Here is a 14,862-nt window from a genome sequence, read left to right as displayed (position 1 = left end):
CACCGTTATCTACCGAAGTGAACATTCCAACTCTCCATATCCTGAAATCATGACTAACCAACGCCCTCCCTACAACCTTAATTCAGTCAAGTTGAATCCGCGCGAACGTCACTTTTTACAACTGGCCTGCTCCGAATTAACGTACGTTCAAATTGCCGACCGTATGTGCGTCAGCCCCCGTACGGTGGACGGGTATCGTGAAACGCTTTTCGAACGATTCAGTGTAAAAAGTAGGGTTGGTCTGGCGCTCTGGGCCGTACGAACCGGTTTGGTAACGCCCTGATTTTATGAGAGGTAATGCACCGATCCTCTTCAAAAAAATAGTTCATTCTGAATAGAAACGATTGCCCCGGCACCATCAAATCAGTCCAGATGGTGCCGGGGCAATCTACTGTACTGGCATAAAGTTGCCATCAAGCAGTAATTTCACTTAATTGCCGATACGTCCTAAAACCTTTTTGCCCTGCATACGGACTTGCCAGCGTCCTTTCTGGTACTTTCTCTAGTTCATGTCAATAGCTCTTCGTTAAAAATCTGAACAATGAAAGTCTATTTTACGCAGTATACGGCAAATGAAGGTTTTCTACCTTTTCCTGTTAACAACATTTCTTTCGATCAACGGTTGGGCTCAGTCTACGTTTTTGCTAACCGGTTATGTGCGCGATGCTGCCGAGCAACCCTTGTCAGGCTCATCGCTGCTGGTATTGGATACGGGCTTTGGAACGACCACTGACTCGTTGGGTTATTATCGGCTTCCGATTCCCAAGGGCCTGCAAACGATTCAGTTCTCCCACCAGGGCTATGAAACCCAGCAGCGTAGCCTGACCATTCGGGCAAATACGGCCTTGACTGTTTCTTTGGTTGAACGAATCTCACTTCTGCGGGAGGCTACGGTGACGGGTACGCAACCCGGTCAGGCCGTACGTAGTAGCTCCGTTGGCTTGACCACCCTGTCGGTACGAACCCTGCGCACATTACCGGTGCTGCTGGGTGAATTGGACGTTATGCGCTCGGTGCAATTACTACCAGGGGTAAGTAATGTCGGAGAGGCTTCCAGCGGCTTTAACGTACGAGGGGGCAGTGCCGACCAGAACTTAATGCTGCTCGATGAAGTCCCTTTGTTTAATGCCCAACATCTTTTAGGCTTTCTGTCGGTGTTTAATCCCGATGTGGTACAGGACATGTCGTTCTATCGGGGAACAGCCCCGGCCGGTTATGGTGGCCGGGCGGCCTCCGTACTTCAGGTTAGGCTCCGCGATGCCAATGCCACAAAACCCGAGCTGGTTATTGGGGTAGGCCTGCTAAGTAGCCGACTGAAGCTGGAAATGCCCCTTATTCGCCAAAAGTTGACAGCTTATATAGCCGGTCGGCTCTCTACGGTTAACCCATTACTGGCCCTGTTCCCGGTTCGGGCATTGACTGGCGTACGAGGTGGTTTTCACGACTTGACAGCCCGCTTCGATTACCGGCCTGACGCCCGCAATAAAATTTCACTGACCGCATTCAGTAGCGCCGACCGCTTTACACTGCCCGGTGACTCGCTACGCCAGGTTGAACTCAGCGGCTCATCGTCTACTTTCGGTTGGCAGACCCGTTCGCTAACGCTACAGTGGTCGCGCTACCTGTCGGCTCGCTGGCAGGCTCAAAGCAGCCTTGTCTGGAGCCGCTACCAGGCAACGGTCAGCACACCCGATTCGTCCAGTGCCTACCAGTTAACCTCAGGACTGGATTATTCACACCTAAAAACCAACTTCACCTACACGCCCAACGACCGCTGGCATACCGATGTGGGTGCTATTGGCATACGCTACGGGGTGACTGCCGGCCAGTTGGAGGCTTTGGGAGGAGCCTCCCAGATCAATCCGGTTACGCTCCCTAACGAACAGGCGCTGGAGGGAGCCCTCTACAGCCATACCGACCTGACGTTGAACAAGCGATGGTCGATGCAGGCGGGTTTGCGCGTGTCGGGGCTGGCCCGGCTGGGGCCCGACGTAACCTACCGCTACCGTCCGGGGCAAACCCCTTCTTCCGAAACGCTTATGGACTCGGTCGTAACGCCCGGCGGTCGGTTCTCAACGACATTCGGTAATGTAGAGCCCCGGATGTCGGTCCGTTGGGCACCGGGCGAACGCGTATCGGTCAAGTTGGGCATCGGCCGCATGGTTCAGTACGTACAACTGCTTTCCAATACGACGGCCGCCCTGCCAGCCGATCGCTGGAAAGTAGCGGATACCCATTTACGTCCACAAATCGCGGACTAGGTGTCTCTGGGTTATTTCCACCACCTGCCCGGTGCAGCCCTTGAGGTATCCGTAGAGGGGTTTTACAAATGGCTGACCGGTGTTAATGACTTTCGCGGCAACGTGCCATTATTGCTGAATCCGTATCCTGAAACAGCCGTCTTGCAGGGAGATGGTTTTGCCCGTGGGCTGGAAGTATTCATCCGGCGAAGCAGCGGTCTTCTGACGGGCTGGCTGAGTTATACGTTTTCCCAAACCCGCTATCGCATCGCCGGGTCCGGCCCGGCCGAAACGGTTAACAATGGTCAGTATTACCCCGCCGGTCATGACCGGCCGCACGTCTTTAACGCCGTGCTGAATTATAAGCTAAACTCCCGAATCAGCCTGTCGTTTAACGGGGTCTACAACTCAGGGCGACCCGTAACCTATCCAGTTGCCAAACTTTATATCGGCAACCGCATTGTCCCCTATTATACGGATCGTAACCAAAGCCGCCTTCCCGATTATCTGCGTGCCGATATCGGCCTGACCATCAGCAATCCGCGTGGAAGCGGGCGACGTTTTGAGAGCGACTGGAACTTCTCGCTCTACAACATGCTGGGCCGTCGCAACGCCTATTCCATTTATGTGCAGACTACCCCCCGATACGCTGACTACTACAACATCGTGACCGCTTATAAATTCTCCGTGTTAGGCGCCGTCATTCCCTCCATAAGTTATACTATTCGTTTATGACAGTTCGTTTCTGGTTGCTGATCTTATCCCTACTTGCCGTATCCTGCGTAGAACCGTATGACCCGCAATTGAAAGGTGGGTCGAAATATCCGGTGTTTGAAGGAACCCTCACCGACGCTCCCGGCCCATACCGGTTCGCGCTGACGCTCTCGGCGGGTTATAATAATCAGGAGAGCGTCTTTGATGAGCGGGTCAAAGGAGCCACTATGACATTATCTGACGATCGGAACCGGCGTACGATTTTCCTGGACGATGGACGGGGAAACTTCAGTTCGCCAACGGATTTTCGGGGCGAGCCAGGCCGAACTTACACATTGACAATTACTTACCAGGAATTAACCTACCGTTCTGATCCTGAACTATTGCGTCCAGTTGCGCCCATTGATACCGTCTATACCCGGTTTCAATCTATTCCCGGCAGTAACATCAACGGCGAGTTCAGGGTATTTGTCGACGTAAATGATCCGGCTGCGGAAGAGAACTACTACCAGTGGGATTGGATTCATTACGAAAAAGCCGATAACTGTTTACTGTTCCGGCCCAGCGGTACGAACGTGACCTATGCCCAGCGGTGCTGCTCTGACTGCTGGGACATCAGCCGCAGCGCGGGTCAGATTTTGCTAGCCTCAGACCGACTCGTCAATGGACGTCGACTAAGCGGTCAGCGTGTAGCTGCGGCACCGAATGACGACATTTCACCCTTTTATCTGCGTATCGGCCAACAGTCGCTGAGTCGGGAGGCTTATCAATATTGGCTGGCGATTCAGAATCTGACGGGTAACGTGGGCAGTGTTTTCGATGTACCACCGGCGACACTGGCGGGGAATTTACGAAATACCAATACAACCGGGCCACCCCTACTCGGCTATTTTCAGGTATCGGCCCGGCGGGAAAAGATTGTTTACATTAACCGGCTCCGCGCTCCCGTATTGCCCTTCGCCATCACTCAGTTTCCTTTCTGGAATACCTGCGCGGCCTGTACAGAAAGTTCATACCGCACCGGGCAACGACCCGACGGCTGGCGCTAAAGCATCGTGAAACACCCCTAAATATAAGCTAGTCCTAAAATCAATTACTCGAACCGGTGTTACCGGACGGACGACGGGCCGTATTCCGGATATTGACCAGTTTGAGTAACAGATCGAACCAGAAAGGAGCACCAAACGAGAGCGCGGCAGCGGTGAGCAGCCAGCCTAAAAAAGCGACGCCATGATCCTGCCCCGGTAACCAGGGGCCTTGTTTACCCGTCAGCACCCAGCCAATTGGTAATTTAAGATCGGCTACCCGGCCTTTCACAAAATCGACATAGACCGCCTGCACCACAAGGCTATCGGCCCCCGTCAACGCTGGTTTAATCTGAATCTTACTGCTGTTAAGCGAGTCTTTCTTAACGAGACTGGAGTCATACCGGGCAAGCTGGCTTACGAAAGCCGTATCTTTTTTGAAGGAGGCTCCCCCATCTGCCGTCGTTTTTACGGCGGCATCGACCAGTCGATCGCGCAGGCCATTGTCGTTGAAAAGCTGATTGGTGAGGTGAATGGTATCTACGTTGAGCAGCAGTGTTACCACCAGCGCAACCAGCCTCAGCACGCCCTGCACATACCGCTTAAACCAGCCCGAAACCTGCTCCATGTAGCCGTTATACCACTTTTCCAGCTCCGTTTGAAAGGTGTTAAAATTGTCTGATTTAGCCAGGATGGGCTGGATTAATTTTATGACTGTTTCGTATTTCCCGGCATCAGATTGGTTACTGAGTTGTTTAATCTTCTCAAAAGTCTGTTCAGTAGGCTTCAGGTCCGACGGCAGCTGACCACCGGCCGACCGGGTTAATAAATCAATCAGCACCGTTGAAAACGACTCAGCCGAGAGATAGCTGATGGGCTTTCGGAAACCGGCAAAGTGCTCTTGCTTAATTTCGGTAAGTTGATGCTCAAAAAATTCCTTAGACAGTGCCTTCCCCAGCAATTTACCCAGCGCAAGGCGAAGCAGCTTGGCCCGTTGCTCGATCAGGCTGTTGATCAACTCGACAATTCCCGAAACAAAAATGCTGAAAACAAAAAAGATGAAAATGAGGCCAATGGCCACATCGAGCAGTGTGGATATATTAATGTGCATGGCAGTAGCCAGTTTAGGTGGGATTTCAAAGATATAACCATTTAGCTAATTCTTTCTTAATCAACCAATTAAATGGTATTCAGAACTACAGTCAACGCTGTTATTTGCGGCATTTTATAGCCTGTCCCATAACAATCGCTTAACTTAGCCCACCATTTCCTGACGAATTGACTATTGACCTAAATCGTACCTCTTTTCATGCTTAACCTCGGCTTTGTTTCGGCTATTCTGGCCGATTATGATCTCAACAGCGTATTGAAATTTGCTTCGGAACATCAGTTTAAATGCGTTGAACTGATGTGCTGGCCGTCGGAAAATGCCGATGCACGTCGGTATGCCGGGGTAACGCACATCGATGTCGACAACCTGCATGTCGATCAGATCCATAACCTGACCCGGCTTTACAAGGTGTCAATTTCAGGGCTGGGGTATTACCCAAATCCGCTCGACCCCAACCCGGAGCAGGCTGAATTTTATCGCGAACACATCAAGAAGATCATTCGGGCGGCTGCCCGGCTCGGCGTTCCGGTAGTGAACACATTCATCGGCCGAAACCCATCGCTGAGCATTACCGACAACCTGAAGCTGTATGCCGAACACTGGCCAGCCATTGTCAAGGTCGCCGAGGAGTGTAATGTTAAAATCGGCATTGAAAACTGCCCCATGTGGTTTACGGACGATGAGTGGCCGGGCGGCAAAAACCTCGCCACCACACCCGCCATCTGGGACCGGATGTTCGAGATTATCCCCTCGCGGGCACTGGGCCTCAACTACGACCCAAGCCACCTGATCTGGCAGATGATGGACGAAGTCAAACCCATTTACGACTACCGCGACCGGCTGCACCACATCCACTTGAAAGACGTAAAACTGTACCGCGACAAATTGAACCGGGTGGGCATTATGGCCAATCCGCTGGAATACCATTCGCCCAAACTTCCCGGCCTGGGCGATGTTCGCTGGCGTGACTTTTTTGCCGCCCTGACCGACGTTCGCTACCGGGGACCAGTCTGTATTGAAGTGGAAGATAAGGCCTACGAAAGTCAGCCGCAAGATGTCAAAACCGCCATCCTGACCGCCCGAAATTACCTAAGTCAGTTTCTGGTTCTGTAATTCATGATTGACGCACTTAATCAACTGGACATCCGGTTTTTTCTCTGGCTTAACGGTCGTTATCTGCCCTGGCTGGACCCGATCATGATCTGGATCACGGAGCGTAACAGCTGGATTCCATTTTATGCGATCCTGATCGGCTGGCTGATTTACCGGTATCGCCAACAGGCCGTTTGGCTCATTTTAACCATTATCGTTTCGGTTGCGCTGGCCGATCAGGTGGCGTCTTCGATCATCAAGCCCCTCACCCAACGGCTGCGGCCCTGCCACGAACTATCTCTTCAAAAACTCATTCACCCGGTGCTCGAATGTGGCGGGCAGTACGGGTTCTGCTCCTCGCACGCATCGACTACGTTTGCTCTGGCAACCAGCCTTTGGCTGATGCTGGGAAACGAACACCGCTGGCTGCGATGGGGATTTTTGTGGGCTGCCGTGGTTTCTTACAGCCGAATCTACGTGGCCGCTCACTATCCGCTCGATGTACTCGCTGGCACCGGGGTTGGTGTATTGGCAGCGGCCATTAGTGTAACCGGTTTCAGGAAATGGCAGCGGCACTCCAATAGCCGTAAAATAGCCTGATCTGTTTCTGCCAATAACTTCGTGTACGGCCGCCAACAATCCGGCGTACAGATGGTTAAAAACTACGACGTGTCCGCACTAAATTTTCGCATACGGACCCACAAGTAGTTCTATGCAGCCTTCTATCACAGAGATTAATGACGCACCCGGCAACCGGCTTTTGTTTAACCAAACGTTGCCTTCATCAACCCTGCAACTGACTGTAATTGTTCCGGTACGAAACGAAGCACATCACTTGACCGACACGCTGGATGCGCTACGCAAACAGCTTGCTGGCAATGATTTACCCCTCGATTCAAGCTGTTACGAAGTCCTTTTACTGGCCAATAACTGTACCGATCATTCCTATGAGGTAGCCCGTCGGTACCAGCGTCAATATCCAGCGTTTGCCCTTCACATCGCCCAGATTCAGTTACCACCCAACAAAGCAAATATCGGTACCGTAAGGCGGTTGCTCATGGACGAAGCCTACCGGCGGCTAACGGATAGTGGTAATCCGAACGGCATCATTGCATCGACCGATGGCGATACTATTGTCGACCAGCACTGGATTCATAGTATTATGCTTGAGATTTCGAACGGTAACGATGCTGTTGGTGGTCGAATTTTAACCCACCCCGATCAGAGTCAGGTGCGCTTATACCACCTGCGCGACGTCATGTACCGGACATTGGTTGCCAAAGCTGAAGCTCAGTTCGACCCCTGTTTACATGACCCCTGGCCCCGGCATTTCCAGCATTTTGGCGCCAGCATTGCGGTTACCTGCCGAATGTACGACCGGGTGGGCCGACTGCCGGAAAAACCTTTTCTGGAGGATGAGGCCTTTTACCGGGCGCTAATCCGAATGGACGCCAAGGTTCGGAAAAGCCCCCTCGTTAAAGTCTACACCTCTACCCGAACGCAGGGCCGGGTGGCCGTTGGTTTTTCGGAACAGCTTCGCTACTGGTCAGCCATGACAGAAACCAATCAATGTCAGCTGGCCCAACCGGCAGAAGCGGTCATTACGCAACTTCGTAACCGCCAGCAACTGCGGTTGTGCTGGCAGCAACGAAAGCAACCGGTTCAAATCCACTTACTCCAACGTATTGCCAATGAGCTGCTGATCGACTTCGACTGGCTGGCTGCGGAGATTCGACAAAACAGTTTCTTTGGCTCCCTGTGGGAAAAGGTTGAGGAAAAGATGACCACGGGGGCCTGGGCAACCCACTGGCAACCCGTTCCGATCACGGTTGCCATTCAAAATTTACGGTCCTACCTGGCTTCCTGATGACTTACTGTCATATCGAGCGTCAGCCCGGCGACCGTCCCGGTCGGATGTATATCAAGTCGTTTCCCGCCCGATCGGGACGGTCGCCGGGCCGACGCTCGGTACGACACCTCAACTCTTTTGAAACAAATCCAGCCGATACGTTTCTCCGCGCTGGCCCAGCAGGTGTTTTAGCGGCTTGTCAGGACCAGCCATTTTCATGAACTCATCGTGGACCTGATCACCCGTCAGCGGATAATCATGGACCACTGGTGTCCAGTGAACCAGTAACAAATGGCCGTCTCGGGTCAACTGGTCGAGCATCTGCTGACGCGCCCGTTGCAAATCCTCCATCGCCAGATAATACCCCACTTCCGACAGCAGAATCAAATCAAACTCCCCTTCAGGAAACTCACCGGGAATACTCATTTGCCGCACAGTTACCTGTTTGTAGGGGGCAAGCCGGGCACGAGCCGTTTTTAGTGGTAGTTCACTGGCATCGACTGACAAAAGGGCACCACAACGGCTTGCCAGCATTTGGCTGAGTACCCCAATCGAGCATCCAATTTCGAAAGCATTTGCATAGTGTTCGCGCGGTAGTGCAGCGAGGGTAGCCTCATATTTTGCCCGTTCGTATGGACTGGTTTCGAAGGCCCATGGGTCGTTGCTGGCCCGATAAACACCATCGAAATAAGTGGTATTCAGGCTGGACGCTGGCATGATGAGGTTCTCGGTTAGGTTGTTCCAGAAATAATTCTCTTGGCTCTTTAAAATGCTCCAGTAATTCCGGCGACAGGTAGAAAGCCGTGGGGTCATCGTCGATCATTCGGCTCACCTGCGAGCGATGCGCGGCAATAGCCCTATTGCGCAGTTCCATGACCGACTCGATCGGAACCCGCCAGGCCAGCATTTCATTTTCTACCGGCATATCCTCCTCCGTACCCAGCTCCCACAACCAGATTAGGTATTCGAGCACGCGGGGCTTGTTCTTAAGCTTATCGACGGCAGCGGTCAGTTGATGCCAGCTCGCCCGATGATCGCGGTGGGGGTCGCGTCGCCAGGGGACGAGTACCGTTGTCGGCTTGTAGATCATCAAAAGGTCATGGATACAGTCGACCGCATTACTAAAACAGAGACTATGCGGCATAGCTACCCGCGTATCTTTCTGCCGCATGAAAATGACATTCTCACGCGGCACCCCCAAAATAGTCAGCGCGTCCAGCGCTTCCTGTTCGCGCACTTGCCGGAGCCGATCGGCCGGGTAGCTCGCCGAGTTGGGATGCGACATGGTGCCGTCACTGATAAACAGCACATGTACGGCATAACCCCGTTGGCATAACTGGGCTATAGTTCCTCCGCAGCCCAGTGATTCATCATCCGGATGAGGAGCGACTACAAAGGTATCACCGAGGGTGTCGAGATCAGCAATACGAGCTAACTCGTCAAGGACATTTGCTTTATCATTTCCAGAGTTCATTTGCTTTCTGTTGAATATCAAGAACAAATCGACCAATATCGAGCAGGGTAGCATCCGGTGCCGGTTGCCGGAGGTAAAATGTCAGGTCGCGGTGAATCCGCTCAAATGGCAGCGGGCGCATCAACCCACGGGCACCCACCGAGCGTTCGGCGAGGGGCATCATGCGTAGGCAGATCTCTTCGATAGTTGTCCGGGTCATATTCGCGTAGGCAACAATTTTCTCGGCGTCGGTCCTACTGGCCTGCCATTCGTCGGTTTTCAGCCCGGCGCTGTTGATCCACTGATTCCCCGATTCAATCAGACAGGCCATTTCGGCTAGACGCATCCGTTGAAATGCGTCGTCGGTACGACCCATCGAGGAAAGGAACGATCTTGTTGCATCGAACAAAGCCTCCGCCCCACCCAGCTGAACGGCCGCAAAGCGAATAGCTCCTCCACTAAAATACGGTTGTCGGTAATAGTCGTCGGGTTGCCCCAGCAGATCATCTTCATCCAGTTCGACCCCGGTGAAGTCCAGTTTATAGCTAACGGAGGCCCGCATACCCAGCGGTTGCCAGAACCGGTCATCCTGCGGAATTTCCTTCACGCGCTCAGTCGGAATGATGCACATCTGCCAGCCCGCTGTCGGTCCGCCCACGAGTTGCCCCGTTACAAGTGGCCTCTGAATGTAACCGGCCCCGGAGCAAAAGGTTTTTGACCCTTCCAGCCGGTAACGACCATTCCCGATAAAATGAATTTTTACGCCATCGCCAGCCTGGGTGTTCCACACGCTGAACAAGCGATTATGCTGGCTTACATCGGCAAACCAGGTCTTTTTCTGTTTTGGTGTAGCGTAATGCCGGATTAAACTCAAGGCATTGATGTGCCCTTCATACACTCGTCCCACCGCCAGATTAGCCGCGCCCACTCGCTTTAATATCTGCAACAGTCCGGCCGTTCGGGGCTGTTGGCCATCGAGTTGGTGGTTCGGTAATGTAACGGCTAATAGGCCCGCTTTAGCCAGTCCGTCGAACGCTTCTTCCGGAAACGCCTTTTCATCATCGGTCTCAGCGGCAAGCGTATAAATCCGGCTGAGCAATTCCGTTAACTGACTTGAATCAATGCTCACTGGCAAGTTGGGTACTGAGTCAATTAGCCGAGTGGTAGTGGGAATTTCCATACGTATCTAAGTTATTGTATGGCTAATTGTTTGAGCTTTTCAACCCTTTTTCCGGTCCTTTTTAGCGACTGGTTTATCGCCCGTAAACCGGCGATGGTCCCCTATTCGTAAAGAAACTTAAAAACAAACCGATAACGGGGCCATTTTTTCCGTACCTTTGCGGGAAATTTGTCTGGCACTCATGGCTTCGTTTAACCCCGTCAAGATTTTTTCTGGTAGTCAATCCACATATCTGGCAGAAAAGATTGCTCATTATTACGGTAAGGACTTAGGTGGTTATACCTGTCGGCGGTTCAGTGATGGCGAAATGTCACCCAGTTTTGAAGAATCCGTTCGGGGCTGCGATGTGTTTCTCATTCAGTCGACGCCCCCTCCCGGCGATAACTTACTGGAACTGATGCTCATGGTCGATGCCGCCCGGCGTGCATCGGCGCACTATGTAACCGTGGTGATTCCGTATTTCGGGTACGCCCGGCAGGATCGGAAAGACAAGCCCAGGGTATCGATTGCGGCCAAACTGGTTGCTAATATGCTGGCCGCATCGGGTGTTGATCGATTAATGACCATTGATCTTCATGCCGGACAGATTCAGGGCTTTTTCGACTTCCCGGTCGACCATCTGGAAGGAACGTCGGTGTTTGTACCGTATATCCGAAGCCTGAATCTGGAAAACCTGGTCGTTGCGTCGCCGGATGTGGGGGGAGCCAACCGTGCCCGTACATTCGCGAAACACTTCAACGCCGACATTGTGCTGTGCGACAAACACCGTAAACGGGCCAATGAAATTGCGTCCATGCAGGTTATTGGCGATGTAGAAGGCGCCAATGTGGTACTGGTGGATGACCTGATCGACACAGGCGGCACTATGGCGAAAGCGGCCCAGATTATTCTGGACAAAGGAGCTCTGTCCGTACGGGCGGTATGTACCCACCCAATTATGTCGGGTAAAGCTCATGAGAACATTGCTAACTCGGTATTGCAGGAGTTAGTCGTTGCGGATACGTTACCGTTGAAGCAGACCAATGAAAAAATAAGAGTGTTGTCGGTGGCCGAGTTATTTGCCAAAGCCATCGGGCGCATTCGTGATCACGAATCTATTAGTTCACTGTTTATAAAGTACTGAAAAACGAACGGGTTAACGAGCGACTAAGCTCCGCTTTTTCTACTCATTCGTTCTTTCACTCATTAATTTTTAAATTTTTAAGTCATGAAAAAAATCGAGATTGTAGGGTATCAACGAGCGAATCTCGGCCGCACGGAATCACAGGCGATTCGGGCCGAGGGCAATGTTCCATGCGTGTTATATGGTGGAGACGAGCAGGTGCATTTTTATGCCCCGGCTATTCTGTTCCGTGATTTGATTTATACACCCAATATTTTTGAAGTAGCTCTCAACATCGAGGGCGCTGAATACCGGGCTGTTCTTCAGGAAGCACAATTCCACCCAGTAAGTGACGTGCTGCTGCACGCCGACTTCCTGTTGATAACGGATAAAAAACCAATCAAAATTGCTGTTCCAGTTCGGTTAGTTGGCACGGCCCCAGGGGTACAAAAAGGTGGTAAACTGGTAACCCGCGTTCGTAAACTGCGCGTGAAAGGTACCGTTGAAAACATCCCTGATTTTATTGATGTAGACGTATCTGGTCTTGACCTGGGCAAATCTGTCCGTGTTGGTCAAATTCCGGTAACGAACATCGAGATGCTAGAAGAGGGGTCAAACCCAGTAGCCAGCATCGAAATCCCACGTGCGCTGCGTGGTACCGTTGGTAAATAATACCGCGAATTCGCTAATAGATCATGAAAAAGCCCCACCAGTTTGCTGGTGGGGCTTTTTTGTTTACGCGTTGATGGAAGTACCCCACCCTTTGAGAAAGTAGCGGGGGGCTAGTCGCGTTACAACCGGATGCCTCGCAGGCGCAGGCTGTTACTCACTACCGATACTGAACTTAACGCCATGGCGGCCCCGGCAATCATCGGGTTCAGCAGAAAGCCAAAGGCCGGATAAAGAACCCCGGCAGCAATGGGTATACCGATCAGATTATAAATAAACGCCCAGAACAGGTTTTGACGAACAACCCGAACGGTTTGCTTCGACAACTGAAGTGCCTTGGGTACACTGGTCAGATCGGACGTGATCAACGTCATTCGGGCTACGTCCATGGCAATGTCGGACCCTTTCCCCATCGCAATACTCACGTTGGCCTGAGCCAGTGCCTCCGAATCGTTGATGCCATCGCCAACCATCGCCACAATTTTCCCGGCAACCTGTAACTCCCGCACAAAAGCCGCTTTATCGGAAGGCATTACCTCGGCTTTGAACTGGCTGATACCAACCTGTTTGGCTACAGCGGCCGCAGTCTGGGCATTATCGCCGGTTAGCATATAGACAGCGATACCCTGACTCGTCAGCCGGTCAATGGCCTGCTTCGAACTGGCTTTAACCGGGTCGGTAATGGCCAGAATAGCCAGCACTTGCCCGTTCGCAGCATCTTGCGTCTGACGGGCGAAATACACCACGGTTTTCGCCTGATTTTGCAACTCCAGCGCCTGCCGGGCCAGTTCAGCCGGTAACTCAATCTGATTTTCGCGTAATAAGGACTGACTGCCGATGAGATACAGGTCGTTATTATATCGGGCACTTACCCCCCGTCCGGTCATACTGGTAAATCCATCCAGCTGCACAGATGCTGACTTCGACAGATGGGTAACGACGGCTTCGGCCAGCGGATGCTCGGACTGTTTTTCCAGCGTGTATAGTACGGCCTCAAGCTGCGGCTGTTGGTCGGCATCAGCAAACCAGAGTAAGTCGGTCACGACGGGTTTTCCCTGAGTAATCGTTCCGGTTTTGTCGAGGACGATTGCGTTCACGGTATGGCCAATTTCCAGACTTTCGGCATCTTTTATCAGGATGTTGTTTTCGGCTCCTTTGCCAACACCCACCATAATGGCCGTTGGGGTAGCCAGGCCAAGCGCACAAGGGCAGGCAATGACCAGCACCGTTACCGATGTCAGGAGAGCCGTGGTTAACGAATCCGTTCCCGGCATGAAATATTGACCAAAGACCGCCCAGACAACGAAGGTCAAGACGGCAATGCCAAGCACGACCGGTACGAAAACACCGGCAATTCGGTCGACGGTGCGCTGCACCGGGGCTTTACTCCCCTGCGCATCCTGAACCAGCCGGATAATTTGAGCCAGCAGCGTATCGGCCCCCACTTTCTCGGCATGAAACCGAAAACTACCTTTCTGATTTATCGTCCCGGCGAAGACCGGAGCACCGGCCAGCTTTTCGACCGGTACGGGCTCCCCGCTGATCATGCTTTCATCGACATACGACTGCCCCGACGCCACCCGGCCATCGACCGGAATTTTCTCGCCCGGCCGGACGAGCAGCAGATTTCCGACCTGAACAGAAGCGATCGGGATTTCCTGTTCGGTATCGCCCACAACCAGATGAACCGTTTTGGGTTGTAGGCCCATCAGCTTTTTAATTGCCGATGATGTATTTGATTTGGCTCCTTCTTCGAGCAGTTTACCCAGCATGATGAACGTAATCACGACTGATGCGGCCTCGAAATAAACGTGCGGATGAACGCCCCGGCTGTGCCAGAAATCCGGGTTGAGCGTTGTGAAAGCACTGAACAGAAACGCGATACCCGTACTCAGGGCCACCAGCGTATCCATGTTGGCACTGCCATGTCGGGCCTGTTTCCAGGCATTGACAAAAAACGACCGACCCAGCCCAAACACAATGGGCGCCGAGAGTGCCATCATGATGTAGTTGCCATAGGGGATCTGGTCCATAAAGAACATACCGATCACCACTACGGGCAACGATAGAATCAATGCCCAGATCGTTCGCTGTTTCAGGCGCTGTACCCGCTGTTGCTGTGCCTCTTCCTGAACCTGCCGGGCATCGACACCCGTCTCTTCCGTCTCAATAATAATATCGTACCCCATTTCCCGAACGGCCGTCTGCAGTTCGGTGGGTGTAACGATAGTTGGATTGAATTGAACCCAGGCCGTTTGCGTGGCGTAATTTACCCCGGCGGCACGCACACCGGGTGTGTGTTGCAGGATGGATTCGACACTAACGGCACAGGCCGCGCAGGACATTTCCAACACGGGATACGTTTTCCTGATTTCCCCGGCCGAAAGTCCTGAATCGAATTTCCGGTCTGTATCGGCGACAGTCATG

The 14,862-nt window shown here is 52.6% G+C and carries 14 protein-coding genes; 9 read left to right on the top strand and 5 right to left on the bottom strand.

Annotated features, from left to right (window positions below; all coding sequences use genetic code 11):
- The first annotated feature begins 49 nt into the window (after positions 1 to 49).
- The 4 genes from CRO74_RS04010 (at position 50) to CRO74_RS03995 (ending at position 4,003) form a co-directional block, all read left to right on the top strand.
- Positions 50 to 283, top strand: a complete 234-nt coding sequence (locus tag CRO74_RS04010) for a response regulator transcription factor (RefSeq protein WP_097124697.1) — start codon at positions 50 to 52, stop codon at positions 281 to 283.
- Positions 284 to 572: 289 nt separating this feature from the next.
- Positions 573 to 2,261, top strand: coding sequence for a TonB-dependent receptor (locus CRO74_RS04005; protein WP_097124695.1), 1,689 nt, complete (start codon positions 573 to 575; stop codon positions 2,259 to 2,261).
- Positions 2,262 to 2,975 (top strand): TonB-dependent receptor, encoded by a 714-nt coding sequence (locus tag CRO74_RS04000; protein ID WP_097124694.1) that lies wholly within the window; start codon positions 2,262 to 2,264, stop codon positions 2,973 to 2,975.
- A complete protein-coding gene (locus CRO74_RS03995) occupies positions 2,972 to 4,003 on the top strand; it encodes a DUF4249 domain-containing protein (RefSeq protein WP_097124693.1) in 1,032 nt (343 codons plus the stop codon). The genes CRO74_RS04000 and CRO74_RS03995 overlap by 4 nt, the downstream gene beginning before the upstream one ends.
- A gap of 40 nt (positions 4,004 to 4,043) precedes the next feature.
- Here CRO74_RS03995 and CRO74_RS03990 read toward each other — a convergent pair whose 3' ends face one another.
- Complete coding sequence (locus CRO74_RS03990) at positions 4,044 to 5,090, bottom strand: hypothetical protein (RefSeq protein WP_097124691.1); 1,047 nt, start codon at positions 5,088 to 5,090, stop codon at positions 4,044 to 4,046.
- A gap of 198 nt (positions 5,091 to 5,288) precedes the next feature.
- Here CRO74_RS03990 and CRO74_RS03985 point away from each other — a divergent pair, with 198 nt between their 5' ends.
- From CRO74_RS03985 to CRO74_RS03975, 3 genes are all read left to right on the top strand, one after another.
- Entirely contained in the window at positions 5,289 to 6,203 is a 915-nt protein-coding gene (locus CRO74_RS03985; RefSeq protein WP_097124690.1) for a sugar phosphate isomerase/epimerase family protein, read from the top strand.
- Positions 6,204 to 6,206: 3 nt separating this feature from the next.
- A complete protein-coding gene (locus CRO74_RS03980; RefSeq protein WP_097124689.1) occupies positions 6,207 to 6,782 on the top strand; it encodes a phosphatase PAP2 family protein in 576 nt (191 codons plus the stop codon).
- A gap of 112 nt (positions 6,783 to 6,894) precedes the next feature.
- Positions 6,895 to 8,049, top strand: a complete 1,155-nt coding sequence (locus CRO74_RS03975; protein WP_097124688.1) for a glycosyltransferase family 2 protein — start codon at positions 6,895 to 6,897, stop codon at positions 8,047 to 8,049.
- Between the two features lie 111 nt (positions 8,050 to 8,160).
- On the opposite strand, the gene CRO74_RS03970 is transcribed toward CRO74_RS03975, so the two are convergent.
- The 3 genes from CRO74_RS03970 to CRO74_RS03960 are packed head-to-tail and all read right to left on the bottom strand — an operon-like array spanning position 8,161 to position 10,664.
- Positions 8,161 to 8,748 (bottom strand): class I SAM-dependent DNA methyltransferase, encoded by a 588-nt coding sequence (locus CRO74_RS03970; RefSeq protein ID WP_097124687.1) that lies wholly within the window; start codon positions 8,746 to 8,748, stop codon positions 8,161 to 8,163.
- Entirely contained in the window at positions 8,645 to 9,505 is an 861-nt protein-coding gene (locus CRO74_RS03965; protein ID WP_097124685.1) for a PIG-L deacetylase family protein, read from the bottom strand. Before CRO74_RS03965 ends, CRO74_RS03970 begins: the two co-directional genes overlap by 104 nt.
- On the bottom strand, positions 9,489 to 10,664 hold the full coding sequence (locus tag CRO74_RS03960; RefSeq protein WP_097124683.1) for an acyl-CoA dehydrogenase family protein: 1,176 nt from the start codon (positions 10,662 to 10,664) through the stop codon (positions 9,489 to 9,491). The genes CRO74_RS03965 and CRO74_RS03960 overlap by 17 nt, the downstream gene beginning before the upstream one ends.
- A gap of 181 nt (positions 10,665 to 10,845) precedes the next feature.
- On the opposite strand from CRO74_RS03960, the gene CRO74_RS03955 reads away from it, so the two are divergent.
- Complete coding sequence (locus CRO74_RS03955; RefSeq protein ID WP_097126004.1) at positions 10,846 to 11,787, top strand: ribose-phosphate pyrophosphokinase; 942 nt, start codon at positions 10,846 to 10,848, stop codon at positions 11,785 to 11,787.
- Between the two features lie 84 nt (positions 11,788 to 11,871).
- Entirely contained in the window at positions 11,872 to 12,438 is a 567-nt protein-coding gene (locus CRO74_RS03950) for a 50S ribosomal protein L25/general stress protein Ctc (protein WP_097124682.1), read from the top strand.
- A gap of 119 nt (positions 12,439 to 12,557) precedes the next feature.
- Here CRO74_RS03950 and CRO74_RS03945 read toward each other — a convergent pair whose 3' ends face one another.
- Entirely contained in the window at positions 12,558 to 14,861 is a 2,304-nt protein-coding gene (locus tag CRO74_RS03945) for a heavy metal translocating P-type ATPase (RefSeq protein WP_097124681.1), read from the bottom strand.
- Position 14,862 lies beyond the last annotated feature (1 nt).

Source organism: Spirosoma fluviale, from assembly GCF_900230225.1.
Lineage (GTDB): Bacteria > Bacteroidota > Bacteroidia > Cytophagales > Spirosomataceae > Spirosoma > Spirosoma fluviale.
This window is presented reverse-complemented; position numbering and strand designations above follow the sequence as displayed.

Bases quoted from the DNA above. Each gene is read 5' to 3' on its own strand.
- CRO74_RS04010 (WP_097124697.1), top strand. From the start codon at position 50: ATGACTAACCAACGCCCTCCCTACAACCTTAATTCAGTCAAGTTGAAT.
- CRO74_RS04005 (WP_097124695.1), top strand. From the start codon at position 573: ATGAAGGTTTTCTACCTTTTCCTGTTAACAACATTTCTTTCGATCAAC.
- CRO74_RS03995 (WP_097124693.1), top strand. From the start codon at position 2,972: ATGACAGTTCGTTTCTGGTTGCTGATCTTATCCCTACTTGCCGTATCC.
- CRO74_RS03990 (WP_097124691.1), bottom strand. From the start codon at position 5,090: ATGCACATTAATATATCCACACTGCTCGATGTGGCCATTGGCCTCATT.
- CRO74_RS03985 (WP_097124690.1), top strand. From the start codon at position 5,289: ATGCTTAACCTCGGCTTTGTTTCGGCTATTCTGGCCGATTATGATCTC.
- CRO74_RS03980 (WP_097124689.1), top strand. From the start codon at position 6,207: ATGATTGACGCACTTAATCAACTGGACATCCGGTTTTTTCTCTGGCTT.
- CRO74_RS03975 (WP_097124688.1), top strand. From the start codon at position 6,895: ATGCAGCCTTCTATCACAGAGATTAATGACGCACCCGGCAACCGGCTT.
- CRO74_RS03970 (WP_097124687.1), bottom strand. From the start codon at position 8,748: ATGCCAGCGTCCAGCCTGAATACCACTTATTTCGATGGTGTTTATCGG.
- CRO74_RS03965 (WP_097124685.1), bottom strand. From the start codon at position 9,505: ATGAACTCTGGAAATGATAAAGCAAATGTCCTTGACGAGTTAGCTCGT.
- CRO74_RS03960 (WP_097124683.1), bottom strand. From the start codon at position 10,664: ATGGAAATTCCCACTACCACTCGGCTAATTGACTCAGTACCCAACTTG.
- CRO74_RS03955 (WP_097126004.1), top strand. From the start codon at position 10,846: ATGGCTTCGTTTAACCCCGTCAAGATTTTTTCTGGTAGTCAATCCACA.
- CRO74_RS03950 (WP_097124682.1), top strand. From the start codon at position 11,872: ATGAAAAAAATCGAGATTGTAGGGTATCAACGAGCGAATCTCGGCCGC.
- CRO74_RS03945 (WP_097124681.1), bottom strand. From the start codon at position 14,861: ATGACTGTCGCCGATACAGACCGGAAATTCGATTCAGGACTTTCGGCC.